The sequence below is a fragment of the Pseudomonas sp. MYb185 genome (genome assembly GCF_002979975.1).
In the GTDB taxonomy this organism is placed as follows: domain Bacteria; phylum Pseudomonadota; class Gammaproteobacteria; order Pseudomonadales; family Pseudomonadaceae; genus Halopseudomonas.
The window spans coordinates 1-26,403 of the sequence record NZ_PCQD01000017.1; the positions used below are offsets into that span (position 1 = coordinate 1).

The window sequence follows — 26,403 nt, forward strand, 5'->3', positions numbered from 1 at the left end:
GTATGCCGGGCCAGCGGCAGTTGCAGGTCCTGGCCATCGTCGCCGCCGCCGAGGATGATCTGTGCCGGCAGGCTGAGACGGTCAGCGGCGTAGACCTGTTGCAGCGGGGAAATCATCAGGGCAACCGCCAGGGGCGTCAGCCTGAACAGGGGTGCCAAGGTGGCTACGGTATGACTGGGTCCTGTCCGCATGGTCGTGTCCTTTTGTTATTGGCAATCATGCTGCTCGGCACTTTGCCGGTGCGACCAGTTAAGCAGCGAGGCGTCAGCCTCCCCATGGTACTTTGGGCGTATTTATCCCCCAGTTTGGTAGTAGGGCCTGTTGCCGTTTCATTCGCCAGCGCGTTGCATAAAAAAAGGCCCCGAAGGGCCTCAAGATACGCGATAAGCAACCTGCAAGCGTACCGGTGGAGCGGACCGGCACGCCCTCCTCACCCGCTGACGGTCAGAAGAAACCCATCGGATTCACGTCGTAGCTGACCAGCAGGTTCTTGGTCTGCTGGTAGCTGTCGAGGATCATCTTGTGGGTCTCCCGGCCGACACCGGATTTCTTGTAGCCGCCGAAGGCGGCGTGGGCCGGGTACATGTGGTAGCAATTGGTCCACACCCGTCCAGCTTGAATGCCTCTGCCCATGCGGTAGGCGACGTTCATGTCCCTGGTCCAGACGCCTGCGCCCAGTCCGAACTCGGTATCGTTGGCAATGGCCAGCGCTTCGGCTTCATCCTTGAAGGTGGTGACACTCACCACCGGGCCAAAGATTTCCTCCTGGAACACCCGCATCTTGTTATGCCCTTTCAGCAGGGTCGGCTCGATGTAGTAACCACCGCCCAATTCGGCCTCAAGGCGCTCGGCGTTGCCGCCGATGAGAAATTCCGCACCCTCCTCCCGGGCAATCTCCATATAGGACAGGATCTTGTCGAACTGCTGCTCAGAAGCCTGCGCGCCTACCTGGGTCTCGGTATCCAGCGGATTGCCACGCTTGATGCGGCGGGTCCGCTCGAGTACGCGGCCGATGAAGTCATCGTAGATGCTTTCCTGGATCAACGCGCGGGACGGGCAGGTGCAGATCTCGCCCTGGTTGAAGAAGGCCAGCACCAGGCCTTCTGCGGCCTTGTCGATGAAGCTGTCTTCCGCTTTCATGATGTCGGCGAAGTAGATGTTGGGAGACTTGCCACCCAGTTCGGTGGTGGACGGAATGATGTTTTCCGCCGCGCAACGCATGATGTGGCGGCCTACCGGCGTCGAGCCGGTAAAGGCGATCTTGGCAATGCGCTTGCTGGTCGCCAGTGCCTCACCGGCCTCGCGGCCATAGCCGTTGACGATATTGAGTACGCCCGGTGGCAGCAGATCGCCAACCAGTTCAGCCAGTACCAGAATGCTGACCGGGGTTTGCTCGGCTGGCTTGAGCACGATGCAGTTGCCTGCGGCCAGCGCCGGCGCCAGTTTCCAGGCCGCCATCAGGATCGGGAAGTTCCAGGGGATGATCTGCCCCACCACCCCCAATGGTTCATGGAAATGATAGGCCACCGTGGTTTCGTTGATCTCCGCGGCGCCGCCCTCCTGGGCTCGGATACAGCCGGCGAAGTAGCGGAAATGATCAGCCGCCAGCGGGATATCGGCATTCAGCGTCTCGCGCACGGCTTTGCCGTTGTCCCAGGTCTCGGCTACCGCGAGCATTTCCAGGTTCTGCTCGATGCGGTCGGCAATTTTCAGCAGGATATGGGAGCGCTCCTGGACAGAGGTCTTGCCCCAGGCATCCTTGGCCGCATGGGCGGCATCCAGTGCCAGATCGATGTCCTCTGCGCTGGAACGGGGGATTTCGCAGATGGCTTCGCCGGTCACCGGCGTGGTATTGGTGAAGTACTGCCCTTTGACCGGCGCAACGAATTCACCGTTGATGAAGTTGCCATAGCGGTTCTTGAAGGTAACGAGGGAGCCGGCAGCTCCGGGATTGGCGTAAATCATTGTTATGAGTCCTCTGTGCGCAGCCTGCCCCCACGGGCCAGGTCATGATTCGATACTAGTGACTCCATGCGATTCCCGTGAATGCCTCCTTGGCAGGGCTGGGTTCGTTATTTAGTAGTAGGCTCCCCAGGTACTGGGGCAGCACGCTCGGGTGGATGACGGCTGATAATGGTCTGCAGCCTCTGCACCTGCCCCGGCTCGAGCAGCCGTGCATCCGGCCCGGCATTGGCCGCTTCGATGCATACCATGCTGCGATAACCCTCGGCCGGAAACTGGCTCAGGCGCGCGCCCTTTTCCTGCCATGGATTCCATACCACCACCGACTGGCTGTTGCGGCGCTGCACCCACAGTGGCTCTGCTGAAGCATCGATCAGTTGCACATCCGCTGCGGTATCGAAGTACACCCGATCCAGCTCGCCACTGAACCGGATCGGTTCCTGCTCACGGCAAACCGCATCCGCCTGCAATTTGTCGATATAGCTCACCCCCTGCAGACCAAGAACCTCGGTGCTGGCGATATCGTCCACCGGCAGATAGCTGTGCAGGGCCTGACTCAACTGCTGTGCCCGGCTACCGGTGTTGGTGGTGATCAGCGTCACGCTCAGGCTGGCACCCAGCAGCATCTCGACCTGGACGGCCCAGCGCTCATCCGGCAACTGGCGGGCGATTTCCCGTTCGGGAAGCTCCAGCACCAGGCGTACCTGATGCGCATCGGCTTGCGCCAGGCGCAATTGCCAATGGCTGGTACGCGCGATGCCATGCGCCGGGCCAGGGCGTTCATCGGCGAACCACGGCCAGCACAGCGGAATACCGCCGCGCAGTGCGGTGTCAGGCCTGGCCGGATCCACTGGACTCATCCACAGCAACGGTCGCTGGCCGCAGGGCACGCAATCGATGATCTGCGCGCCCTGCTCCGCCACACGGGCACGCACCGATGGGTGATCGATGTCGATGAAGCGGCGCCCATGTTCGTTGCAGGTCAGGGTGATCCCCGATGGTAGCTCCGTCATGCTCTATTGCGCTCCCATGCACAGGTACTTGAGTTCGGTATATTCGTTCAGCCCATGCCGCGAGCCCTCGCGTCCGAGTCCGGATTCCTTTATGCCGCCGAAGGGCGCCATGGGATTGGAAATCAGCCCCTCGTTGATACCGATGATACCCGCCTCCAGCGCATCGGCCACCCGCCATACCCGATGGATGTCGCGGCTGTAGAAATACGCGGCCAGTCCATAGGGCGTGGCGTTGGCCAGGGCGATGGCCTCTTCCTCGGTATCGAAGCGCATGATAGCGGCCAGCGGGCCGAAGGTTTCCTCGTGGCAGAGTTTCATGTCGGTATTGATGTCGGTCAGCAGCACCGGCTGGACATAGTTGCCACGGTCGGTATCCGGCGCGGGTCCGCAGACGCGCTTGGCGCCCTTGGCCAGCGCATCTTCGAAGTGCTCGACGACCTTTTCCACCGCGTCACCGTTGATCAGTGCCGACTGGGTTACGCCCTCCTCGAAACCGTCACCGACACGCAGTTTGCCCATTGCCTCGGCGAGCGCGGCAACAAAGTTGTCATGCACGGCGGACTGCACCAGAAAGCGGTTCGCACAGACGCAGGTCTGGCCGGTATTGCGGAACTTGCACACCATGGCGCCCTCCACTGCCCGGCCGATATCCGCATCATCGAACACGATGAACGGTGCGTTACCGCCCAGTTCGAGGGAGATCTTCTGTATGTGTTCGGCGCATTGGGCCATCAGCCGGCGACCGACATCGGTCGAGCCGGTAAAGCTCAACTTGCGCACTGCCGGGTTGCCGGTCAGGGTTTCGCTGATGGTATCGGCGCTGCCGGTCACCACATTGAATACCCCGTGCGGTATGCCCGCCTCCTCCGCCAGGACTGCCAGAGCCAGGGCCGAGAATGGGGTTGCACTGGCTGGCTTGACTACCATGGTACAACCTGCCGCCAGGGCAGCCCCCACCTTGCGGGTGATCATCGCTGCCGGGAAGTTCCACGGTGTGATCGCCGCGCAGACGCCCACTGGCTGGCGGGTGACCACGATATGCTGGCCAATGCGCGCTCCGGGGATGGTCTCGCCGTACATGCGCCGGGCCTCTTCGGCGAACCAGCGGATGAAGGAAGCGGCATAATCGATTTCGCCCCGGGACTCTCCCATGGGCTTGCCCTGCTCCAGGGTCATCAGGGTAGCCAGATCTTCACGATGCACGAGCATCAGATCATGCCAGTCCATCAGCCGATCCGCCCGCTCCTGCGCGGTACGCGAGCGCCAATGCCGAAAGGCCGTCGCGGCCGCGTTGACCGCCGTATCTATCTCATCCGCCTCCAGCACCGGCACCTGGCCAACCAGCTCGCCATTGGCCGGATTATGGACGTCAAGGGTCTTGCCAGTGCCGGCATCTATCCAGCGGCCATCCACATAGCATTGCTGACGAAACAACCGAGGGGATTTCAGACGGGAAAGGGACATGTGTCCTCCTGCGCGTATGAATGGGAAGGCCCAGGCAGGGATATCGGAGCGGGATACCCGCCGAGGCAAGCCGGCGGTGCAGACACCGCCGGAGGGGGACAGCCGGTCAACTGCCCTCGATACGAAAGCCGACCTTCAGCGTGACCTGAAAGTGCGCGACCTTGCCATCGACAATGTGCCCTCGGGTTTCGGCCACCTCGAACCACTCCACATTCTTCACGCTCTTGCTGCATTCAGCGATTGCGCTGTGGATGGCATCTTCGATGCTGGTTGTCGATGACCCAACCAGTTCGAGTTTCTTGTAAGTGCGATGATCTGACATATCAACCTCCTCTTTGCCTGTTTTGAGTATGGCAAAGGATTGGCTGCTTGGTTCACATATCAGTGGCACCACCGCGCCGCATCTTGCGATTGTCGATGGCCTTGGCTGGGCAACCTGGTGCCCGGCATTTCTCGCCGCGACTGCGCTCCAACTCCTGCAACGCGTGCCACGCACGGCACAGGGATCGGGATGTTCCTGCCATCAAGGTCACATTGCTCATTGGAGCGGCCTCCGGGAATGAAATGGATGAACCGAGTATTGGTCCGCCTGCCCCGCCTGTCAATGAGAATTATTCGCGTTTCATCCAATATTTCCCTACTCGCACATTGCAATATGAAGATACAAGCCTATAATCGCAACGCAAATCATTATCACCGGAAGACGGGAAGCAATTTATGGTACGCACCTTTCGCTACACTTCGCTGGCTCTAACCATCTCTGCTGCAATGCTGCTGACCGCATGCGACAACAAGCAAGACGATCCCGTCGCACAATCTCCGGTGACTACCGAGTCCGGCAGCATCGAGGCTGACCAGAGCGCCGCCAATATCGACACCCCGGCAGAGACCAGCATCAGCGAAGCGGACGTGGCTACCCATTATGCCGACCTGGCCCATGCAACCTATCTCGACGCACTGACTACCGCACAGGCGCTCGACAAGGCCGTTGATACCCTGCTGGCCGACCCTACCGAGGCCAACCTGGAGGCAGCCAAGCAGGCCTGGCTCGCCGCGCGTGTCCCCTACCAGCAATCCGAGGTGTTCCGTTTCGGCAATGCCGTGGTGGATGACTGGGAGGGTCAAGTCAATGCCTGGCCGCTGGATGAAGGGTTGATCGATTACGTTGCCGCCGAGGATTATCAGTACGAAATGGGCAACGAGGGTGCCACTGCCAACCTGATCGCCAACCAGACATTGACCATTGGCGGCGAGACCCTGGATGTCAGCGAACTGACTCCCCAGGTGCTGGCGGATCTGAACGAGGTGGGCGGCTCCGAGGCCAACGTCGCCACCGGCTACCATGCCATCGAGTTTCTGTTGTGGGGTCAGGACCTGAACGGCTTCGAGGCGGGCAGCGGCGAGCGCCCGGTGACCGATTACGCCCAGGGCGATGATTGCACCAATGGCAACTGTGACCGCCGCGCCAGCTACCTGGACGCTGCTACCGACCTGCTGGTCAGCGACCTGCAATGGATGGTCGATCAGTGGTCCGCCGATGAAGGCGGCAATTACCGCGCCGAATTGCTCGCCATGCCGGCCCAGGACGTATTCCAGAAGATGCTGTTCGGCATGGGCTCGCTGTCATTGGGTGAGCTGGCCGGTGAGCGGATGAAAGTCGCGCTGGAGGCCAACTCCTATGAAGACGAGCATGACTGCTTCAGCGACAACACCCACAACTCCCACTACTACAACGGCAAGGGCATCCAGAACGTCTACCTGGGCAGCTATGAGCGCCAGGATGGCTCGGTCATCAGCGGCCCTTCGCTCTCTGCCCTGGTGGCCGAGAAGAACCCGGAACTGGACCAGAGCCTGCGTGACGATCTGGACAACACCATGCGGGCGCTGACCACCATGAAGGAGGCTGCCGAAGGCGAACCGGCCATGGCCTTCGACATGATGATCGCTCCGGGCAATGAAGCCGGTGCCAAGATCATCAACGACGCCATCGCCGCACTGGCCCAGCAGACCGGTTCCATCGAGCAGGTTGCTAGCGTGGTTGGTGTGGAATCCCTGCAGCCCGACGATGCCGGCCATTCCTTCTGATCAGCGATGATCAAGTCCAAGCCATCGGTGAGCCACGCGCTGCCGATGGCTTTTGCGTTCATGCTTTTATCCAGGCGATATAGATCCGTATACATGAAACCGCTGTTATTGATACCCGCTCTGGCCCTCTGCTTGGCTGCCGGCCCGAGCCTGGGTGCTGACCATCCGCTGCAGGATACGCCGCAATCCGGCGGTGACGGCACCGTTGCCCAGAGCGATCACAATGCCTATTCCCTGCCCCAGGGCAACCTGCCGATATCCAAGCGACTGGATTTCAGCGTGGGCAACAGTTTCTTTCGCAACCCCTGGGTTATCGCCCCATCCAGCACAGATGCCCGCGATGGCCTGGGCCCGCTGTTCAATACCAACTCCTGTCAGGGCTGCCATCTCAAGGACGGGCGTGGTCATCCGCCTGCACCTGGCGAAGCTGCGGTCTCGCTGTTCCTGAGGTTGTCGATACCCGCCGGGCCGGATACCGATCCGCAGCTGCTGCAACAACATGGCTTCGTGCCCGCCCCGGTGTATGGCAGCCAGCTGCAGACCGCCGCCATACCCGGCATGCTGCCCGAGGCCCAGTTGAACATAGAGTGGCAGGCGCGCGAGGAAACACTGGGTGATGGGACCAGAGTAAGTCTGCGCAATCCCGTGTACCGCATCGACAACCCCAACTACGGCCCTCTACCCGACAACCTGTTGATCTCCCCCCGGGTAGCTCCGCCGATGATCGGGCTCGGTCTGCTGGAAGCCATTCCGGAGCAGGCGATTCTTGCTGCCGAGGACCCCGACGACCTGGATGGCGACGGCATTTCCGGCCGTGCCAATTGGGTATGGGATCGCGTCGAGCAGCGCACCGCTCTCGGGCGCTTCGGCCTGAAGGCCGCCGAGGTGAACGTCATGCAGCAAAGCATGGCCGCCTTCGCCGGGGATATGGGACTGAGCTCCAGCATAGTGCCGGATACCGATTGCACCGCCGAGCAGCAGTGTGAGCGGTTTGTCGACGGCGGCCACCCGGAGGTCAGCGACAAGATTGCCGCCTTCGTCAACTTCTACGCCATGAGCCTGGCCGTACCGGCCCGCCGCGATATGGACAGCCCCGCCGTGCAGGAAGGGGCCCAGTTGTTCAACGATATCGGCTGCGCCGGCTGTCATACCCCGCGGCATACCACTGGCGAGCTGGCCGATCGACCGGATCTGAGCAATCAGGTGATCTGGCCCTATACCGATCTGCTGCTGCATGACATGGGCCCGGGTCTGGCCGATGGTCGCCCCGAATTCCTCGCCGACGGCAACGAGTGGCGCACCCCACCGCTGTGGGGGGTGGGGCTTGCGCAACAGATCAACCCGCGTGCGGGCTTCCTGCATGATGGCCGCGCGCGGACGCTGGAAGAAGCCATCCTCTGGCACGGCGGCGAAGCCCAGGCGAGCACCGAGCAATATCGTCAATTGCCGGCCGCACTGCGCCAATCGTTGAATGCCTTTTTAAACTCCCTGTAAACGGATCCCACATGCCTTCATTATCCGCCTCGAGCCTGCGCACCCTCAGACGGGCTGGCGCCGCCGCCCTGCTCACTGCCTCCTTCTGCAGCACCGTCTGGGCGCAAACGCCCCGCGAGACATGGCATGACTCGCTGGCCACCGGTTACGCCGCGCTGGCCGATGATATCGCCACCCTCGACCAGGCCGCGACGGCCTATTGCAATGCGCCCTCAACCGATGCCCGTGGCCAGCTCGAGGCTGCCTGGTATGAAGCGTTCGACAGCTGGCAGGCGGTGCGCTTCGTCGATTTCGGTCCGATCGAGCAGGACAATCTGTCCTGGCAGTTCCAGTTCTGGCCGGATTCCAAGAATACCGTCGCCCGCAAGGCGAACCAGTGGCTGGGCAGCGAACAGCCGATCAGTATCGACCAGCTCCGCAGCGACAGCGTGGCGGTCAAGGGCTTCCCGGCCCTGGAATACCTGCTGTTCGATCCGCAGGCAGCCAAGAGCCAGCCGTTGCCACAGGAACGGGCCTGTGCCCTGCTGACCGGCATCAGCGGGTTGCTTGCGCAGAACACTGCACAGCTGCAGCAGCAATGGCAGGCCTTCCGCCCCCATTACCTGGGCACCGAGCAATTTCAGCGCACCACGGTGCTGGCGGCCATGCATGGCGTCGAGACCCTGCGCAACAAGCGCCTGGCCGCCCCCATGGGGCTGGAAGGCAAGCCCCGCCGCAACCCCTATCTGGCGGACGCCTGGCGCAGCGAACATTCCCTGCCCGGTATGCGCGCCAGCCTGATCGGTTTGCAGCATTATTTCCTTCCCGGCCTGCGCGAACTGATGGTCGATGACCAAGGCACGGAACTGACTACCCGCCTCGACCAGCAACTGACGGCGACCATCAAGCGTCTGGAAAGCCAGGAGGCGGACATGCAACAGTTGCTCGCCGACGATGACGGATACCGCAGCCTGCAGTTGATATTCATCGAAGTCGACAAGCTGAATCAGTTACTGTCCGGCAACATCGCCAGTGAACTGGGGATCATCCGCGGTTTCAACTCGAGCGACGGGGACTGAGATGCAGCGCCGCCAGTTCATCCAGCTGAGCCTGCTCGGCGTCGCTGTAGCCTGCAGTTGGTCCAGTTATGGCAACGATCCTGAACAACCACAGCTGCGTTTTCTCAGTTCGGTCAATGATGCGTTTGGCGAGCATTTCATTGTCGCTGGCAATGCCGCCGGGGAAGAGTTGTTTCGCATAGCGGTAGCCGAGCGCTGCCATAGCGGCTGCCTGCACCCGGGCGCCGGGCAGGCAGTCATCATGTCACGCAGACCGGGTATAAACCTCTATGTAATCAATATGCTGGAAGGAACTCTTGATACGCTGGTTGAAGCTGGGGAGGACTTCCACTTCTACGGTCACGGGGTCTTCAGCCAGGATGGCACACGCTTCTACGCCACCGCCAACCACTACCCCAGCGGCGCAGGCTATATCCGCGTCTATGCCGCGGATGAGAACTACCGGCATCTGCAGGACCTTCCCGTGGCGGGCATGGACCCCCATGAGCTGCGCCTGCACCCGGATGGCGAGCGGCTGGTCGTGGCGCTGGGCGGAATCAAGACCCACCCGGACTATGGCCGCATCAAGCTGAACCTGGAGTCCATGCAGCCGGCACTGGTGGTGATGGACCGCCATAGCGGTGCGATACTGCAACGCTGCGAACCTTCCCATCATCAGCTCAGTTGTCATCACCTGGATATCAGCCGTGACGGCATCGTCATTGCCGGTTACCAGTTCGAAGGCCCGCAATGGGAAACACCGCCGCTGATCGCCCGACTGGATACCAGCACGGGAGAGTTCAGCGAAATCGCACTGCCGGGTCCCGATCAGGCCAGTCTGGGCAACTACACCGCCAGTGTCGCAATCAGCCGCCATTCGCCGGTCGCCGCGATTACCGCGCCCCGGGGCGATTGTGTGTTGCTGCTGGACTATCGTTCCGCAGAGCCCCTGCACATTGTGCCGCTGGCTGACCCGGGTGGTGTGCTGGCTGAACGGGACGGCAGTTTTATCGTGTCATCCGGGGCTGGTGGTGTGTACCGGGTCGAGGCGACCGGCAGCGAACCGCAGCTGCTGGTCCAGCATGCCTTGCATTGGGACAACCACCTCACCCGGGCCTGATATCCCGGTCGCTGGCGGCACCTGCGGTCAGCGGCTGGAAACCATGCGCTCTATGCAGCGGCGGGACTCATCGGGCAGATGGGTGAACTGCAACCCGGTCCAGTACTGACCGCCGGCCATGCTTTCCCGGTGCCAGCGGCTTTCCGCATCCAGCATGAACTCACTGACGCCGTTGAGCGTCATCGGCAGATTGACCTGCAGTGCCCAGGCCCGGTTCAGCTCGATCGGCCGCTCGCTCAGCAGCATCAGTCCCTCGGTATGGAGGTCCACAACGCGCCCCAGCAATTCCCCACTGTCCAGGTCATATACCTCCAGGCTGCTGCTCACGTGATGGCGCTCCAGTTTCCGTCTTTCGTTCATGACATGTTCTGCCTGATATAGGGCCACAAGTGTGAGGTTTTTGCGTAATGGCGAAAAGCTATAGTTCACGTATTTATGTAAACATTGAAGCGGTTTGTGACCCAGGTCAATTCTTTGTCGGCTTGCGCCTGGGAGGGCCGTCACCCATACTCGGGCCGACTCGAACAACAGGCATTCATCAGCCCATCAGCGGCTGTACACCGGGGGACAATCATGCGATTCATCCACATCAGTCTGCTGCTTGGCACAGCATTGTTCAGCGCCCAGTCGATGGCCCACGACTATACCGCAGGTGACCTGCATATCGAGCATCCCTGGTCCCGGGCGCTACCGCCAGTGGCCCCCACCGGGGCTGCCTATCTGACCATAGAGAATCGAGGGCAACACAGCGACAGGCTGCTCGCCGCCGACACGCCCATCGCCGGTCACGCCGAACTGCACGAACATGTCCACGAGGATGGGCTGATGAAGATGCAGCAGATCAACGATATCGAAATCGCCCCCGGTGAGCGGGTGGAATTCACCCCCGGCGGGCACCACATCATGTTGTTCGATCTCCAGCAGCCGCTGGTGGCTGGGCACAGCTACCCTCTGACCCTGACCTTCGAACAGGCTGGTGAAGTGGCTATAGAGGTGGTGGTCAGTGCCGACGATGCCAATCACGCGCATGCCGGTGATGGCCACCACCCCGCTCCTGAGCACCACGACCACCACCATTGAGCGATATGCTGGCCGGTCGGCGCCGACTCAGTCCTTGCGAGTCGGCGTGCGCATGGTGACGAACTCCTCCGCCGCGGTGGGGTGAATCCCCAGGGTGGCATCGAACACCGCCTTGGTCGCCCCCGCCTTGACCGCCACGGCCAGCCCCTGAATGATCTCCCCCGCATCCGGGCCGATCATATGTATGCCCAATACGCGATCGCTCTGCTGGTCGACCAGCAGCTTCATGAAGCTCTGTTCCTGATTGCCCGCCAGGGTGTTGCGCATCGGCCGGAAGCGACTCTCGTAGATGTCCAGCTTGTGCCCCTGGGCACGGGCCTGCTCTTCAGTCAGCCCCAGGGTGGCGATGTTGGGAATGCAGAACACGGCGGTAGCGATATCCGCATAATCCACCGGCCGGTACTCCTCCGGGCGATACAGCCGCCGCGCCAGGGCCATTCCCTCGGCCAGGGCAACCGGGGTCAGCTGGATGGTATTGGTTACATCGCCAACGGCAAAGATCGCCGGGTCGGTGGTCTGGTAGTCGTCATCCACCCGAATGAAGCCCTTGTCGTCGAGCGAGACGTCGGTGTTTTCCAACCCCAGACCATCCAGTTTCGGGCGCCGCCCGGTGGCATAGAGCACCAGGTCCGTTTCCAGAGTGTCACCGTTCTTCAGTGTTACCCGCAGGCTGCCATCAGCCTGTTTGTCGACCTGCGCGACGTCGGCGTTGAACTGCAGATTCAGCCCCTTGTTCTGCAGCGTCACCACCATGTGGTCACGTACACCCTGGTCGAAACCACGCAGGAACTGCTCGCCGCGATATACCAGGCTGGTATCGCAACCCAGGCCATGGAAGATGCTGGCGAACTCGATGGCGATATAGCCGCCGCCGACAACCAGACAACGCCTGGGCAACTCGTCGAGGAAAAATACCTCGTTGGAACTGATGACGTGCTCCCGACCCGGAAACGCGGGGATGAATGGCCAGCCACCGGTGGCGATCAGAATGCGCTCTGCACTGAAGCGCTTGTCACCAACCGCAACGGTGTGTGAATCCAGCAGTTGCGCCCGACCATGCACCAGCGTCACACCAGCGGAAGTCAGCAGATTATGGTATATCCCATTGAGGCGGGTGATTTCGGTATTCTTGTTTTCAACCAGCCGCTTCCAGTCGAAACCTGTGCCAGAGAGGTTCCAGCCGTAGCCCTGGGCGTCGCTGAAGTCCTCGGCGAAGTGGGCCGCGTAGGCGAACAGTTTTTTCGGCACGCAGCCGACGTTGACACAGGTCCCACCCAGATACAATTCCTCGGCTACCGCCACCCTGGCACCGAACCCGGCCGCCATTCGGCTGGCACGCACACCCCCGGAGCCGGCGCCGATCACGAAAAGATCAAAATCATATTGCGACATGCTTGCTGTCCTGCGACTGATACAAGGGGCACAGCATACCCGATTGGTTCATGGCGAGTGTAAACGTCGAGATAGACGTTTTTAATTTCCATAAGCGGTACTACACTGCCTGTCAGCGCTTTGATATTGAAAGGACGCAGTTGATGAGCCACACGGCCGCTCGCAAGACGCACTGGATAGTGAGCCTCAATCACAGGAACCGCAGCGGCTCATTCATCTTGCTGTTCGGCGCTCTGGGGTTACATCTGGCGGACCGGGGCTACGGCTTCATCACCTGGTTGCTGCTGGCACTGCAGTTCCTTGTCTATCCCCACCTGGTTTACCTGGCAGCGCTGCGTTCGAGCAGGATGCTGCAGACGGAAATGAACAACCTGATGCTGGACTCGACCCTGTTCGGCTGCTGGGTCGCTGCCTTGGGCTTTCCACTGTGGATCACCTTCACCCTGCTACTGAGCGTGCATATCAACCTCACCGTCTTCCGCGGGCTGCGCGGATTGGCCGAGTGTCTGCTGGCTGCGCTGTGTGGTATCGGTATCGGCTTGTTGATCGGCGGTGCGAGGGTGGACATGTATACCGCCTGGCCGACGACTCTGGCTTGCATCGCCTCCCTGACGTTGTATCTGCTGATGGTCAGCCAGGTCTCATTCCAGCGCAACCTGAGTCTGCGCAAGGCCCGTGAGCGGCTGCGTGACAGCGAACGCCTGCTGCAACGCCAGCTCGAGGAGATCCATGGTCTGCAGAATCAGCTGCGCGAGCAGGCCAGCCGCGACCCGCTGACCGGGCTGTACAACCGCAGGCACCTCGATTCAGCGCTGGAAAGGGAGCTGATCAGCCGCCGCCAGCAGGAATCTCTGTGCATGCTGCTGATCGATATCGACCACTTCAAGCAGATCAACGATGCCTTCGGGCACCAGGCTGGAGATCGGATACTGGGGAAGTTGGCAAGTATCCTTACCGGCCATTCCCGGCCGCAGGATGTCATCTGCCGTTATGGCGGCGAGGAGTTCATGATTCTTATGCCGAACATGACCCTGGAACTGGCCCGGCAGCGTGCCGAGTCGATTCGCCAGGCGTTTGCCGAAATGACCATCGGCTTCGAGGGTGAACAGCTGCAGGCAACCCTGTCGGTAGGCCTGTCCGCCAGTCCAGACCACGCCGAGTCGGTCAGCGGCCTGATCCGCTGTGCCGACCAGGCGCTGTATCAGGCCAAGGCAGGCGGACGCAACAAGACGGTGGTATGGGGCCCGGAAACGGTGGCGGTGCCCATCCCGGACAATTGATCAGGCCTGCCCGAGCAGTTCGTCATACTCGTCGTTGTATTGCTCGGCCAGTTCGCTCTTCTGCTTGTCGGTGAGCAGTTTGCCGGCCATCTGGAAGAACTTCTGTTCCTCCTCTTCGAGATGATGCAGCACCTTGTCACCCAGGGCACGGGCAGTGGCCAGCCAGGCGGAGCTGGACATCTCGATCTCATCCAGCTTCTCCATCAGCTCATCCATCTCATGGTGTTCGGCGATCGCATGCCGGCTCAGGTCGACCCCATTTTCATGGGCCATCAGCGGAATATAGAAGTAACGTTCTTCGGCGGTCTCGTGGGCCTGCAGCTCTTCCTTGAGTTGCTGATAGGCATCCACCCGCTCCGGCGTATCGCCACTGGTCAGCAACACAGCCTCGACATACTGCCGCTGCCTGTCGTGGCTCACCCGCAATGCTTCGAAGATGGTCATGGCACAGATCTCCGTTCAGCTCTGTAGCGCTTTCGACCCGCCTCCCTGAGCGAAGTTCAGCTCCCCCCTTTCATAACCTGGCCGGCAGGCATACAATACGGCAACTCGACGCGAACGGTAGTTCAGGTCCGCGCATATAACCAATAATCAAGCCGTTTCTCCAAGGAGTCCGGCATGCCTGATGCTGTATCAACACTGCCCCACAACTGGGCATTGGCTGCTTTTCTGCTGGGCGTTCTCGGCCTGTGCGCTTTCATGTTGCTGCTATCGAGCATCCTCGGTAGCAGAGCCTGGGGGCGCAGCAAGAACGAACCCTTCGAGTCCGGTATCGTTTCCACTGGCGATACCCGCCTGCGCTTCTCCGCCAAATTCTATCTGGTCGCGATGCTCTTCGTGATCTTCGATGTCGAAGCCCTATTCCTGTTTGCATGGGCCGTCTCGGTGCGCGAAAGCGGCTGGGCCGGTTTCATCGGAGCCTCTATCTTTATTTCAATTCTAGTTGCGGGTCTTGTCTACGAAGCGTCTATCGGTGCCCTTGATTGGTCACCGGCAGGCCGCCGCAGGAGGCAAGCGAAGCTAAAATGAGGCTTTTAACATGCAATATGAACTTATTCGGATCGATCCGGATGCCGTCAATGACGAGTATCCCATCGGTACCAGGGAGAATGTCGACGATTCGCTGCTGAAAGACCAGGTTCACCGCAACATCTTCATGGGCAAACTGGAAGATGTCATCAGCGGCGCGGTGAACTGGGGGCGCAAGAACTCACTCTGGCCGTATAATTTCGGTCTCTCCTGCTGTTATGTGGAGATGACCACCGCATTCACCGCCCCGCACGATATCGCGCGCTTTGGGGCGGAAGTTATCCGTGCCTCACCGCGCCAGGCGGACTTCATGGTCATCGCCGGCACCTGCTTCATCAAGATGGCTCCGGTCATCCAGCGACTGTATGAACAGATGCTGGAGCCCAAGTGGGTCATCTCCATGGGCGCCTGCGCCAATTCCGGCGGCATGTACGATATCTATTCTGTCGTTCAGGGAGTGGACAAGTTCCTTCCCGTGGACGTGTACATCCCCGGCTGCCCGCCCCGACCCGAAGCCTTCCTGCAGGGATTGATGCTGCTGCAGGACTCCATCGGCAAGGAGCGTCGCCCGTTATCCTGGGTCGTTGGAGACCAGGGTGTCTACCGGGCGGATATGCCTTCGCAACGCGAGCAGAATCATGACCGTCGTATCCAGGTCACCAATCTGCGTACCCCAGACGACGTGTGAATCGGCAAACGCCAACACCGCCGCCGTATTTCACCGTTGACCGATAGCGATTCATATGAAGACTGCAGACCAGGCGCTGTACATACCTCCATACCAGGCTGATGACCAACGCGTCGTCGCCGAGCTGACCGCCCATTTCGGTGCGCCCAGCCTTAGCATCCAGCCCAGCCTGACCGGCATGCCGGTGATCTGGGTGGCACGTGAACAACTACTGGCAGTGCTGCGCTTCCTGCGCCAGCTGCCGCAACCCTACGTCATGCTGTATGACCTGCATGGCGTGGATGAGCGCTTGCGCACGCACCGTCAGGGACTGCCTGACGCGGACTTCAGCGTGTTCTACCACCTCATGTCGCTGGAGCGGAACAGCGATGTGATGATCAAGGTGGCACTCAAGGAAGGCGACCTCAATGTGCCGACTGCCTCTACCGTCTGGGCCAACGCCGACTGGTACGAGCGCGAAGTCTGGGACATGTACGGCATCCACTTCGAAGGCCACCCGCGCCTGACCCGCTTGCTGATGCCGCCGACCTGGGAAGGCCACCCGCTGCGCAAGGACTATCCTGCACGTGCCACCGAGTTCGACCCCTACGCCCTGACGGCGGCCAAGCAGGACCTGGAACAGGAAGCCATGCGCTTCAAGCCCGAAGACTGGGGTATGAAGCGCGGCGGCGAGCATGAGGATTTCATGTTCCTCAACCTGGGGCCGAACCACCCTTCGGCCCACGGCGCATTCCGCATCATCCTGCAACTCGATGGCGAAGAGATCGTCGACTGCGTGCCAGAGATCGGCTACCACCACCGTGGTGCCGAGAAGATGGCCGAACGCCAGAGCTGGCACAGTTTCATTCCCTATACCGACCGCATCGACTACCTCGGTGGGGTGATGAACAACCTGCCCTACGTGTTGGCGGTGGAAAAACTGGCCGGCATCACCGTGCCGCAGCGGGTCGATGTGATCCGCATCATGATGGCCGAGTTCTTCCGCATCCAGAACCATCTGCTGTACCTGGGTACCTATATCCAGGACGTCGGCGCCATGACCCCGGTGTTCTTCACCTTCACCGACCGCCAGCGCGCCTACAAGGTGATCGAGGCGATTACCGGTTTCCGCATGCACCCGGCCTGGTATCGCATCGGCGGCGTGGCCCACGACTTGCCGCGCGGTTGGGACCGGCTGGTGCGCGAGTTCCTCGACTGGATGCCCAAGCGCCTCAACGAATACGAAAAGGCCGCGCTGAAGAACAGCATCCTGATCGGCCGTACCAAGGGCGTGGCTGATTACAACACCAAGGAGGCCCTCGAATGGGGCGTCACCGGTGCCGGCCTGCGCGCCACCGGTTGCGATTTCGACATCCGCAAGGCGCGTCCCTATTCCGGCTACGAGAACTTCGAGTTCGAAGTGCCGCTGGCGGTCAACGGTGATGCCTATGACCGCTGCATGGTCAAGATGGGTGAAATGCGCCAGAGCCTACGGATCATCGAGCAGTGCCTGAACAACATGCCCGAAGGGCCGTACAAGGCGGACCACCCGCTGACCACACCGCCGCCGAAGGAACGTACGCTGCAGCACATCGAGACGCTGATCACGCACTTCCTGCAGGTGTCCTGGGGTCCGGTGATGCCGGCCAACGAGTCGTTCCAGATGATCGAGGCGACCAAGGGCATCAACAGCTACTACCTGACCAGTGACGGCAGCACCATGAGCTACCGCACGCGTATCCGCACGCCCAGCTTCCCGCACCTGCAGCAGATTCCGTCGGTGATTCGCGGCAGCATGGTGTCGGACCTGATCGCCTATCTGGGCAGTATCGACTTCGTTATGGCTGACGTGGACCGCTGATTATGACTACGTTGATTAAGACTGATCGTTTCACTCTCAGTGATGCCGAACGCGCGGCCATCGAACATGAAATGCATCATTATGAGGACCCGCGTGCGGCCTCCATCGAGGCGCTGAAGATAGTTCAGCAGGCGCGGGGCTGGGTACCGGACGGTGCCGCCGATGCCATTGGCGAGATCCTCGGCATTCCGGCCAGCGATGTGGAGGGTGTCGCCACCTTCTACAGCCAGATCTTCCGCCAGCCGGTCGGGCGCCACATCATCCGCGTATGCGACAGCATGACCTGCTATATCGGTGGCCATGAAAGCATCCTGGCAGGCATCCAGTCTCAGCTCGGCATCGCCCCCGGGCAGACGACCGATGACAACCGCTTCACCCTGCTGCCGGTGTGCTGCCTGGGTAACTGCGACAAGGCCCCGGCACTGATGATCGATGACGATACCTTTGGCGATGTCACTGCTGACGGCGTGGCCGCACTGCTGGAGGCCTACCCATGAAAACCTTCGCTTCCTTCGGCCCTGCCAACCGTATTGCACGGACCGAAGAAACCCATCCGCTGACCTGGCGCCTGCGCGATGACGGCCAGCCGGTATGGCTGGAAGAGTACCAGCAGAAGAACGGCTACGCTGCAGCACGCAAGGCGCTGCAGGAAATGGCCGAGGCCGATATCGTCAGCACGGTGAAGGACTCCGGGCTCAAGGGCCGCGGCGGCGCCGGCTTCCCCACCGGGGTCAAATGGAGCCTGATGCCGGCGGACGAGTCGCTGAACATACGTTACCTGCTGTGCAACGCGGATGAGATGGAGCCCAATACCTGGAAAGACCGTATGCTGATGGAGCAGCTGCCGCACCTGCTGATCGAAGGCATGCTGATCTCGGCGCGCGCGCTCAAGGCCTACCGTGGCTATATCTTCCTGCGTGGCGAATATGTAGACGCTGCCACCAACCTCAAGCGCGCCGTCGAGGAAGCCAAGGCGGCAGGCCTGCTGGGCAAGAACATCCTCGGCTCGGGTTTCGACTTCGAGCTGTTCGTGCATACCGGTGCCGGACGCTATATCTGCGGTGAAGAGACCGCGCTGATCAACTCGCTGGAAGGTCGCCGCGCCAATCCACGGGCCAAACCGCCCTTCCCTGCCGCCGTCGGCGTCTGGGGCAAGCCGACCTGCGTCAACAACGTGGAAACCCTGTGCAACGTACCGGCGATCATCGGCAACGGTGTGCCCTGGTACACCGCGTTGGCGCGCCCCGACAGCGGCGATCATGGCACCAAGCTGATGGGCTTCTCCGGCAAGGTGAAGAATCCCGGCATCTGGGAACTGCCCTTCGGCATCACCGCCCGTGAACTGTTCGAAGAGTATGCCGGCGGCATGCGCGACGGTTACACCCTCAAGTGCTGGCAGCCCGGCGGTGCCGGTACCGGTTTCCTGCTGCCGGAACACCTGGAAGCGCAGATGTATTCCGGCGGTATCGGCAAGGTCGGTACGCGCATGGGCACCGGTCTGGCGCTGGCGGTGGACCACACCGTCAACATGGTCTCGTTGCTGCGCAACATGGAGGAGTTCTTCGCTCGCGAGTCCTGTGGCTGGTGTACCCCCTGCCGTGACGGCCTGCCCTGGAGCGTGAAGACCCTGCGTGCGCTGGAACGCGGCCAGGGCCGCCCCGAGGATCTGGAAGTCCTGCTGCGGCTGGTGGACTTTCTCGGGCCTGGCAAGACCTTCTGCGCCCACGCGCCAGGGGCCGTCGAGCCGCTGGGCAGTGCGATCAAGTATTTCCGCAGCGAATTCGAGGCCGGCATCGACCAGACGGCCACGGCCGGCAAGCCGACCGCCGAGTTCGTGCAGGCATGACGAGATAAGCGGATCTGCCGGGGATGTTGGGCGACCATTTCCCCCGTCGGGTCCGCCAAAGGTATTCCATTAGCAGCACCCGTATAACGGGTAAGAAGAAAGTACAACCATGGCCACTATTCATGTAGATGGTAAAGACTACGAAGTCGACGGGGCGGACAACCTGTTGCAGGCCTGCCTGTCCCTCGGCCTCGATGTTCCCTACTTCTGCTGGCATCCTGCGCTGGGCAGCGTGGGCGCCTGCCGCCAGTGCGCGGTCAAGCAGTACAGCGACGAGAACGATACCCGCGGTCGCCTGGTCATGTCGTGCATGACCCCGGCGACGGACAACAGCTGGATCTCGATCGACGACGAGGAAGCCAAGGCATTCCGTGCCAGCGTCATCGAGTGGCTGATGATCAACCACCCGCATGACTGCCCGGTGTGCGAGGAGGGTGGTCACTGTCACCTGCAAGACATGACGGTGATGACCGGCCACAATCAGCGCCGCTACCGCTTCAACAAGCGCACCCACCAGAACCAGGAACTGGGCCCGTTCATCGCCCATGAAATGAATCGCTGCATCGCCTGCTATCGTTGTGTGCGCTACTACAAGGACTATGCCGGCGGTACCGACCTGGGCGTGTTTGGTGCCAATGATCAGGTGTACTTCGGCCGGGTCGAGGACGGTACGCTGGAAAGCGAGTTCTCCGGTAACCTGACCGAGGTCTGCCCCACTGGCGTCTTCACCGACAAGACCCACTCCGAGCGCTACAACCGCAAGTGGGACATGCAGTTCGCCCCAAGCATCTGCCATGGCTGCGCCTCCGGCTGCAACACCAGCCCCGGCGAGCGCTATGGCGAGATTCGCCGCATCGAGAACCGCTTCAACGGCTCGGTGAACCACTACTTCCTGTGCGACCGCGGCCGCTTCGGCTATGGCTATGTCAACCGCAAGGATCGTCCGCGCCAGCCGGTCGTCCAGCGCTCCAAGCTGAGCATGGGTATCGATGCCGCACTGGATCAGGCCGCCGGCCTGCTCAATCGTCGCCGCATCATGGGTATCGGCTCGCCCCGCGCCAGCCTGGAAAGCAACTTCGCCCTGCGCGAGCTGGTCGGCGCAGAGGATTTCTTCTCCGGTATCGCCCGCCATGAACTGGACAATATTCATGCTGTTCGCAACATCCTGCAGCATGGCCCGCTGCCGGTGGCAACGATCCGCGACATGGAAAGCCATGATGCGGTATTCGTACTCGGCGAGGACCTGACCCAGACCGCAGCGCGCATCGCCCTGGCCCTGCGCCAGGCCGCCAAGGGCAAGGCTACCGAGATGGCCGAAGCCGCTGGCATCCAGAGCTGGCACCAGGCGGCAGTACAGAACATTGCCCAGGGCGCCTTGAACCCGGTATTCATCGCCAGCGTGGACAGCACCCGGCTGGATGATATTGCCGCCGAAACGGTACAGGCCGCACCGGATGACCTGGCCCGGCTCGGCTTTGCCGTGGCCCACGCCATCGACGCCAGTGCGCCTGCAGTGGCCGGACTGGAAGCCGAGGCCCTGGAGCTGGCACAACGTATCGCCGAGTCGCTGCTGGCTGCCAAGCGTCCGCTGCTGGTCTCCGGCGCCTCGCTGGGCAGCCGCGCGATCATTGATGCAGCGGCGAACATCGCCCAGGCCTTGAAGAACCGTGGAAAGGACGCTTCCATCAGTCTGGTGGTGCCGGAAGCCAACAGCATGGGTATGTCGATCCTGCTCGCCGACGAGCAGACCGACAGGTCCGTCGAAGCCGCCCTCGCCGCCTTGAGCGCCGGCCAGTACGACGCGCTGGTAGTACTGGAGAACGACCTGTATCGCCGGGCCGACAAGGCCAGCGTCGATGCGGCACTGGCCGCAGCCAATGTGGTCATCGTCGCCGATCACCAGCAGACACCGACCACAGACAAGGCGCACCTGCTGCTGCCCGCGGCCAGCTTCGCCGAAGGCGATGGCACCCTGGTCAGCCAGGAAGGCCGCGCCCAGCGCTTCTTCCAGGTATTCGATCCGGGCTACTACAATCCCGACGTGCTGATTCGCGAAGGGTGGCGCTGGCTGCATGCTCTGCGCAGTACCCTGCTGGGCAAACCGGTGGACTGGACCACCCTGGATCAGGTAACCGAGGCCTGCGCCGCGGTACATCCGCGCCTGGCATCCATTACCGAGGCGGCGCCGGACGCCGACTTCCGCATCAAGGGCCAGAAGCTGGCGCGTGCGCCGCACCGCTACAGCGGCCGCACCGCGATGCGCGCCAATCTCAGCGTGCATGAGCCGCGTCAGCCGCAGGATCCGGACAGCCCCTTCGCGTTTTCCATGGAAGGCTACGCCGGCAGCAGCGAACAGCGCCAACAGATTCCCTTCGCCTGGTCACCCGGCTGGAACTCACCACAGGCGTGGAACAAGTTCCAGGACGAGGTGGGTGGTCATCTGCGCAGCGGCGATCCCGGTGTGCGCCTGCTGGATGGCGCGCGCATGGATCTGAACTGGGCCCAGGCACCGGCTGCGTTTGCGCCGGCTGCCGGGACCTGGCAGGTGGTGCCCCTGCACCACCTGTTCGGCAGCGAGGAGAACAGCAGCCGGGCCGAGCCGATTCAGCAACGCATGCCCCAGCCGTATATCGCCCTGGCTGACGCCGAGGCTGCTCGCCTGGGCGTTACCGAGGGAGCCACGGTGAGCCTGGTACTGGGTGACCAGCAGTTGCAGTTGCCGGTACGCATCAGCAGCGATCTGCCGCTGGGCGTGGTTGGCCTGCCGGCAGGTCTGCCGGGTATCCCGCCGCTGACGGCCACCAGCGTGGTGACCGAACTGAGGGAGGTGGCACAATGAGCTGGTTCACTCCCGAGGTGATTGCCATCCTGATCGGTGTGATCAAGGCCATCGTCATCCTGCTGGCAGTGGTCATTGCCGGCGCCCTGCTGAGTTTTGTCGAGCGCCGCCTGCTGGCAGTATGGCAGGACCGCTACGGGCCCAACCGGGTCGGTCCCGGCGGCATGTTCCAGATCGTCGCGGACATGATCAAGATGTTCTTCAAGGAAGACTGGACGCCGCCGTTTTCCGACAAGCTGATCTTCACCCTGGCACCGGTGGTGGCGATGAGTTCGCTGCTGGTGGCCTTTATCGTGGTGCCAATCACCCCGACCTGGGGCGTGGCGGACCTGAACATCGGCCTGCTGTTCTTCTTCGCCATGGCCGGGTTGACGGTCTACGCGGTACTGTTCGCCGGCTGGGCCAGCAACAACAAGTTCGCCCTGCTCGGCGGTCTGCGTGCCGCGGCCCAGACGCTGTCCTACGAGGTGTTCCTGGGGCTGTCGCTGATGGGGATCGTGGCGCAGACCGGCTCGTTCAACATGCGCGATATCGTCGCCTACCAGGCCGACAACCTGTGGTTCATCATTCCGCAGTTCTTCGGCTTCCTGACCTTCTTCATCGCTGGCGTTGCGGTCACCCACCGTCATCCCTTCGACCAGCCGGAAGCGGAGCAGGAACTGGCCGACGGTTATCACGTGGAATATGCCGGGATGAAATGGGGCATGTTCTTCGTCGGCGAGTACATCGGCATCGTGCTGGTGTCGGCGCTGCTGGCGACGCTGTTCTTCGGTGGCTGGCACGGCCCCTTCGATCTGTTGCCGCAACTGCCGTTCCTGTGGTTCGCCTTGAAGACCGGCTTCTTCATCATGATCTTCATCCTGCTGCGCGCCTCGCTACCCAGGCCGCGCTATGACCAGATGATGGCATTCGGCTGGAAGGTCTGTCTGCCATTGACCCTGATCAATCTGCTGGTGACCGGCGCAATTGTGCTGGCAGCGGCCTGAGGAGAACGCCATGATCAAATCGATTATTCATGTAGTGCATGGCACCTATACGCAACTGCGCAGCCTGGTGATGATTTTCGGCCACGCGTTCCGCAAGCGTGACACCCTGCAATATCCGGAAGAGCCGGTGTATCTGCCGCCGCGCTACCGTGGCCGTATCGTGCTGACCCGCGACCCCGACGGCGAGGAGCGCTGCGTGGCCTGCAACCTGTGCGCCGCGGCCTGCCCGGTTGGCTGCATTTCCCTGCAGAAAGCCGAGACCGAGGACGGACGCTGGTACCCGGAGTTCTTCCGCATCAACTTCTCGCGCTGCATCTTCTGCGGCCTGTGCGAGGAAGCTTGCCCGACCACCGCCATTCAGCTGACACCGGATTTCGAGCTGGCCGAGTACAAACGCCAGGATCTGGTGTTCGAGAAGGAAGACCTGATGATTTCCGGCACCGGGAAGAATCCGGACTACAACTTCTACCGGGTGTCCGGCCTGTCGATTGCCGGCAAGCCCAAGGGCGCCGCGCAGAATGAGGCCGAGCCGGTCAACGTCAAGGGCCTGCTGCCATGATCAGTGTGAGGAATACCTGATGGAATTCGCCTTTTACTTCTCCGCCGGAGTGGCCGTGGCGGCCACGCTGATGGTGATCACCAATACCCGCGCGGTACACGCGCTGCTGTATCTGGTCACCTCGCTGCTGGCGGTGTCCATGTGCTTCTTCTCCCTCGGTGCGCCCTTTGCCGGCGTACTGGAAATCATCGTCTATGCCGGCGCCATCATGGTGCTGTTCGTATTCGTGGTGATGATGCTCAACCTCGGTAGTGACAGCCGCAACCAGGAACGCCAGTGGCTCAGCCCGCGTGGCTGGATCGGACCGGGTATCCTGTCCGCGCTGCTGCTGGCCCAGTTGCTCTATGTGCTGTTCAGCCAGCCCTCCTCCGGCACCATCAGCGGCGCCACCGTGGATGCCAAGGCGGTCGGCATCGCCCTGTTCGGCCCCTACATCCTGGCCGTCGAGCTGGCGGCGATGATGCTGCTGGCGGCCATGGTCACTGCCTTCCATATAGGTCGTCACGAAGCCAAGGAGGTGGCATGAACGGTGTCCCCATGGAACACGGCCTGGCCTTGGCCGCCGTGCTGTTCAGCCTCGGCCTGGCCGGGTTGATGATCCGCCGCAACATTCTGTATGTGCTGATGAGCCTGGAGATCATGATGAATGCCGCCGCGCTGGCCTTCGTCGTGGCTGGAGCCCGCTGGGAGCAGCCCGACGGCCAGGTGATGTTCATCATGGTGATCACCCTTGCAGCCGCCGAGGCGAGTATCGGCCTGGCCATATTGCTGCAACTGTATCGCCGCTTCAGGACCCTGGATATCGATGCTGCCAGTGAGATGCGCGGATGAACCTTCTATTTCTTACCCTGTTGTTTCCGCTGATCGGCTTCCTGCTGCTGGCGTTCTCCCGCGGGCGCTGGTCGGAAAACCTCTCGGCGCTGATCGGTGTCGGCTCGGTGGGTCTCTCAGCGCTGGTCAGCGCCTGGATCATCTGGCTGTTCAGTAGCGGCGCGCTGCAGGATGGCGCCTATATCCAGGTGCTCTGGCAATGGATGGCGGTGGGCAACTTCACTCCCAGCCTGACCCTGTATCTGGATGGCCTGTCGCTGACCATGCTCGGCGTGGTGACTGGCGTCGGTTTCCTCATTCACCTGTTCGCCAGTTGGTACATGCGCGGCGAGGCCGGTTATTCGCGTTTCTTCGCCTACACCAACCTGTTCATCGCCAGCATGCTGTGCCTGGTACTGGCCGATGACCTGCTGTTTCTCTACCTGGGTTGGGAAGGCGTGGGCGTGTGCAGTTACCTGCTGATCGGCTTCTACTATACCGAACGCAAGAACGGCAACGCTGCGCTCAAGGCTTTCCTGGTTACCCGGGTGGGCGACGTGCTGATGGCCTTCGGTCTGTTCATCCTGTTCGTGCAACTGGGTACGCTGAATATCCAGGAACTGCTGGTTCAGGCGCCGCAGATGTTCGCCGAGGGCGACTTCTGGATCACCCTGGCGACCTTGTCGCTGCTCGGTGGCGCCGTGGGTAAATCCGCGCAGTTGCCATTGCAGACCTGGTTGGCTGACGCCATGGCCGGCCCGACACCGGTCTCGGCACTGATCCACGCGGCGACCATGGTCACAGCCGGGGTCTACCTGATCGCCCGTACCCATGGCCTGTTCCTGCTCACGCCGGACATCCTGCAGCTGGTCGGTATCGTCGGTGGCGCCACCCTACTGCTGGCCGGCTTCGCTGCCCTGGTGCAGACCGATATCAAGCGTATCCTCGCCTACTCGACCATGAGCCAGCTTGGCTACATGTTCCTGGCGCTGGGTGTCGGCGCCTGGGAAGCGGCGATCTTCCACCTGATGACCCATGCGTTCTTCAAGGCGCTGCTGTTCCTCGCTTCCGGCTCGGTGATCCATGCCTGCCACCATGAGCAGAACATCTTCCGCATGGGCGGGTTGTGGAAGAAACTGCCGGTTGCCTACGCCAGCTTCATCGTCGGCGGTGCGGCGCTGGCGGCATTGCCACTGCTGACGGCCGGTTTCTATTCCAAGGATGAAATCCTCTGGGAAGCCTTCGCCAGCGGTAACAGCGCGCTGCTGTATGCCGGCCTGCTGGGCGCCTTCCTGACCTCCATCTATACCTTCCGGCTGATCTTCGTGGTGTTCCACGGCGAGGCGCAGACCCAGGCCCACCCGGGCACAGGGCTGGCGCACAACCTGCCGCTGATCGTGCTGATCATTCTTTCGACCTTCATCGGTGCGTTGATCACCCCGCCACTGGCAGGCGTACTGCCGCAGAGCGTCGGACACGCCGGTGGCGAAGGCCGTGTCGGTCTGGAGGTGCTGTCCGGGGTTATCGCCGTGGCGGGCATCCTGCTGGCAGCCTGGCTGTACCTGGGGCGCCGCAGCGTGGTCAAGGCGATCGGCAACAGTGCGCCGGGGCGCTTCCTGACTGCCTGGTGGTACGCCGCCTGGGGCTTCGACTGGCTGTATGACAAGGTGTTCGTGCAGCCCTACCTGTGGCTCACCCGGGTGCTGGCCCGTGACCCGCTGGATCGCACCATCGGCATTGTGCCGCTGCTGGCGCGGGGCGGCCATGCGCTGCTCAGCCGCAGCGAGAATGGCCATATCCGCTGGTATGCGGTGTCCATTGCTGGTGGTGCCGTCCTGGTGATCGGCATGTTGCTGCTGTCGGCAGTCTGATTATGAAT

Annotated in this window: 25 protein-coding genes; 17 read left to right on the forward strand and 8 right to left on the reverse strand. The window is 61.8% G+C overall.

All coding sequences use genetic code 11. The annotated features are described in order from the left end of the window. The 5 genes from CQ007_RS17415 to CQ007_RS17435 all read right to left on the reverse strand — a co-directional run. A partial coding sequence (locus tag CQ007_RS17415) for a hypothetical protein (protein ID WP_146114605.1) occupies positions 1 to 191 on the reverse strand: 191 nt, incomplete at its 3' end. 253 nt (positions 192 to 444) lie between these two features. Next, on the reverse strand, positions 445 to 1,965 hold the full coding sequence (locus CQ007_RS17420) for an aldehyde dehydrogenase family protein (protein ID WP_105647114.1): 1,521 nt from the start codon (positions 1,963 to 1,965) through the stop codon (positions 445 to 447). A 107-nt stretch (positions 1,966 to 2,072) separates the two neighbouring features. Further along, positions 2,073 to 2,975 carry a D-hexose-6-phosphate mutarotase gene (locus CQ007_RS17425; RefSeq protein WP_105647115.1) on the reverse strand — a complete coding sequence of 301 codons (903 nt, stop codon included), beginning with the start codon at positions 2,973 to 2,975 and terminating at the stop codon, positions 2,073 to 2,075. Between the two features lie 3 nt (positions 2,976 to 2,978). Further along, positions 2,979 to 4,439, reverse strand: coding sequence for an NAD-dependent succinate-semialdehyde dehydrogenase (locus tag CQ007_RS17430; RefSeq protein ID WP_105647116.1), 1,461 nt, complete (start codon positions 4,437 to 4,439; stop codon positions 2,979 to 2,981). Positions 4,440 to 4,545: 106 nt separating this feature from the next. Further along, a complete protein-coding gene (locus tag CQ007_RS17435) occupies positions 4,546 to 4,761 on the reverse strand; it encodes a dodecin (RefSeq protein ID WP_105647117.1) in 216 nt (71 codons plus the stop codon). Between the two features lie 395 nt (positions 4,762 to 5,156). Here CQ007_RS17435 and CQ007_RS17440 point away from each other — a divergent pair, with 395 nt between their 5' ends. From CQ007_RS17440 to CQ007_RS17455, 4 genes are all read left to right on the forward strand, one after another. Beyond that, positions 5,157 to 6,524: an imelysin family protein gene (locus CQ007_RS17440; protein ID WP_105647118.1), complete on the forward strand. Its 1,368-nt coding sequence runs from the start codon at positions 5,157 to 5,159 to the stop codon at positions 6,522 to 6,524. Positions 6,525 to 6,617: 93 nt separating this feature from the next. Beyond that, positions 6,618 to 8,018 carry a di-heme oxidoredictase family protein gene (locus CQ007_RS17445; RefSeq protein WP_105647119.1) on the forward strand — a complete coding sequence of 467 codons (1,401 nt, stop codon included), beginning with the start codon at positions 6,618 to 6,620 and terminating at the stop codon, positions 8,016 to 8,018. 11 nt (positions 8,019 to 8,029) lie between these two features. Beyond that, on the forward strand, positions 8,030 to 9,076 hold the full coding sequence (locus CQ007_RS17450; protein ID WP_105647120.1) for an imelysin family protein: 1,047 nt from the start codon (positions 8,030 to 8,032) through the stop codon (positions 9,074 to 9,076). Position 9,077: 1 nt separating this feature from the next. Next, positions 9,078 to 10,175: a DUF1513 domain-containing protein gene (locus CQ007_RS17455; RefSeq protein WP_105647121.1), complete on the forward strand. Its 1,098-nt coding sequence runs from the start codon at positions 9,078 to 9,080 to the stop codon at positions 10,173 to 10,175. 27 nt (positions 10,176 to 10,202) lie between these two features. On the opposite strand, the gene CQ007_RS17460 is transcribed toward CQ007_RS17455, so the two are convergent. Further along, positions 10,203 to 10,535 (reverse strand): PilZ domain-containing protein, encoded by a 333-nt coding sequence (locus tag CQ007_RS17460; RefSeq protein ID WP_105647122.1) that lies wholly within the window; start codon positions 10,533 to 10,535, stop codon positions 10,203 to 10,205. A 213-nt stretch (positions 10,536 to 10,748) separates the two neighbouring features. Between CQ007_RS17460 and CQ007_RS17465 the strand changes: the two genes are divergently transcribed. Further along, positions 10,749 to 11,255 (forward strand): copper chaperone PCu(A)C, encoded by a 507-nt coding sequence (locus tag CQ007_RS17465; protein ID WP_105647123.1) that lies wholly within the window; start codon positions 10,749 to 10,751, stop codon positions 11,253 to 11,255. A gap of 27 nt (positions 11,256 to 11,282) precedes the next feature. On the opposite strand, the gene gorA is transcribed toward CQ007_RS17465, so the two are convergent. Beyond that, entirely contained in the window at positions 11,283 to 12,647 is a 1,365-nt protein-coding gene (gene gorA, locus CQ007_RS17470) for a glutathione-disulfide reductase (RefSeq protein WP_105647124.1), read from the reverse strand. 143 nt (positions 12,648 to 12,790) lie between these two features. Between gorA and CQ007_RS17475 the strand changes: the two genes are divergently transcribed. Next, complete coding sequence (locus CQ007_RS17475; protein WP_158256800.1) at positions 12,791 to 13,927, forward strand: sensor domain-containing diguanylate cyclase; 1,137 nt, start codon at positions 12,791 to 12,793, stop codon at positions 13,925 to 13,927. On the opposite strand, the gene CQ007_RS17480 is transcribed toward CQ007_RS17475, so the two are convergent. Continuing rightward, a complete protein-coding gene (locus CQ007_RS17480) occupies positions 13,928 to 14,371 on the reverse strand; it encodes a hemerythrin domain-containing protein (protein ID WP_105647126.1) in 444 nt (147 codons plus the stop codon). Between the two features lie 174 nt (positions 14,372 to 14,545). On the opposite strand from CQ007_RS17480, the gene CQ007_RS17485 reads away from it, so the two are divergent. From CQ007_RS17485 to nuoL, 11 genes are all read left to right on the forward strand, one after another. Then, positions 14,546 to 14,956, forward strand: coding sequence for an NADH-quinone oxidoreductase subunit A (locus CQ007_RS17485; RefSeq protein ID WP_105647127.1), 411 nt, complete (start codon positions 14,546 to 14,548; stop codon positions 14,954 to 14,956). A 10-nt stretch (positions 14,957 to 14,966) separates the two neighbouring features. After that, positions 14,967 to 15,644, forward strand: coding sequence for an NADH-quinone oxidoreductase subunit B (locus CQ007_RS17490; RefSeq protein ID WP_105647128.1), 678 nt, complete (start codon positions 14,967 to 14,969; stop codon positions 15,642 to 15,644). A gap of 55 nt (positions 15,645 to 15,699) precedes the next feature. After that, positions 15,700 to 17,484: an NADH-quinone oxidoreductase subunit C/D gene (nuoC, locus tag CQ007_RS17495; protein ID WP_105647129.1), complete on the forward strand. Its 1,785-nt coding sequence runs from the start codon at positions 15,700 to 15,702 to the stop codon at positions 17,482 to 17,484. Positions 17,485 to 17,486: 2 nt separating this feature from the next. Beyond that, complete coding sequence (gene nuoE / locus CQ007_RS17500; protein WP_105647130.1) at positions 17,487 to 17,981, forward strand: NADH-quinone oxidoreductase subunit NuoE; 495 nt, start codon at positions 17,487 to 17,489, stop codon at positions 17,979 to 17,981. Further along, positions 17,978 to 19,330, forward strand: coding sequence for an NADH-quinone oxidoreductase subunit NuoF (gene nuoF / locus CQ007_RS17505; RefSeq protein WP_105647131.1), 1,353 nt, complete (start codon positions 17,978 to 17,980; stop codon positions 19,328 to 19,330). Before nuoE ends, nuoF begins: the two co-directional genes overlap by 4 nt. A 109-nt stretch (positions 19,331 to 19,439) precedes the next feature. After that, on the forward strand, positions 19,440 to 22,169 hold the full coding sequence (gene nuoG / locus CQ007_RS17510) for an NADH-quinone oxidoreductase subunit NuoG (protein ID WP_105647132.1): 2,730 nt from the start codon (positions 19,440 to 19,442) through the stop codon (positions 22,167 to 22,169). Next, a complete protein-coding gene (gene nuoH, locus CQ007_RS17515) occupies positions 22,166 to 23,155 on the forward strand; it encodes an NADH-quinone oxidoreductase subunit NuoH (RefSeq protein ID WP_105647133.1) in 990 nt (329 codons plus the stop codon). The genes nuoG and nuoH overlap by 4 nt, the downstream gene beginning before the upstream one ends. Positions 23,156 to 23,165: 10 nt before the next feature. Beyond that, complete coding sequence (gene nuoI / locus CQ007_RS17520; RefSeq protein ID WP_105647134.1) at positions 23,166 to 23,714, forward strand: NADH-quinone oxidoreductase subunit NuoI; 549 nt, start codon at positions 23,166 to 23,168, stop codon at positions 23,712 to 23,714. A 19-nt stretch (positions 23,715 to 23,733) separates the two neighbouring features. Beyond that, positions 23,734 to 24,240 carry an NADH-quinone oxidoreductase subunit J gene (gene nuoJ, locus CQ007_RS17525; protein ID WP_105647135.1) on the forward strand — a complete coding sequence of 169 codons (507 nt, stop codon included), beginning with the start codon at positions 23,734 to 23,736 and terminating at the stop codon, positions 24,238 to 24,240. After that, positions 24,237 to 24,545, forward strand: a complete 309-nt coding sequence (gene nuoK, locus CQ007_RS17530; RefSeq protein WP_105647136.1) for an NADH-quinone oxidoreductase subunit NuoK — start codon at positions 24,237 to 24,239, stop codon at positions 24,543 to 24,545. Before nuoJ ends, nuoK begins: the two co-directional genes overlap by 4 nt. Further along, entirely contained in the window at positions 24,542 to 26,395 is a 1,854-nt protein-coding gene (gene nuoL, locus CQ007_RS17535) for an NADH-quinone oxidoreductase subunit L (RefSeq protein WP_105647137.1), read from the forward strand. Before nuoK ends, nuoL begins: the two co-directional genes overlap by 4 nt. The last annotated feature ends 8 nt before the right edge of the window (positions 26,396 to 26,403 follow it).